The organism is Burkholderia sp. SIMBA_062, assembly GCF_046534765.1.
Lineage (GTDB): Bacteria > Pseudomonadota > Gammaproteobacteria > Burkholderiales > Burkholderiaceae > Burkholderia > Burkholderia ambifaria.
Window position 1 is genome coordinate 1 of record NZ_JAWRYD010000494.1, and the last position, 248, is coordinate 248.

1 protein-coding gene is annotated in these 248 nt (G+C 65.7%); it reads right to left on the minus strand.

Annotated elements, in window-relative coordinates:
- The coding region (locus SB786_RS37205) for a hypothetical protein (RefSeq protein ID WP_410731710.1) at nucleotides 1-248 on the minus strand (248 nt) is incomplete at both ends.

A 248-nucleotide genomic window follows, 5' to 3' on the forward strand; every position in this document is an offset into this window, starting at 1 on the left:
GGTGAAAGCGCGTGTCGATGCCCTTGGTGGTGCCCAGTGTGGTCGGGATGTCGGAGGTCTGGTAATACAGGCCGCCGGGGGCGAACTCGCCAACCGCATAGTTGTGCAGCTGTTTGCGGTCACGCAGCCCGAGGTTGATCCGCGCACCGGCCTGGGCAGTCTTGAACGCCGCCTGCGGGTAGAACTCGTTCCAGCGCTGGTGCGACCAGCCTTTTCCTGGTGGCCGGCCGTCAGCAGGCGAACCGACC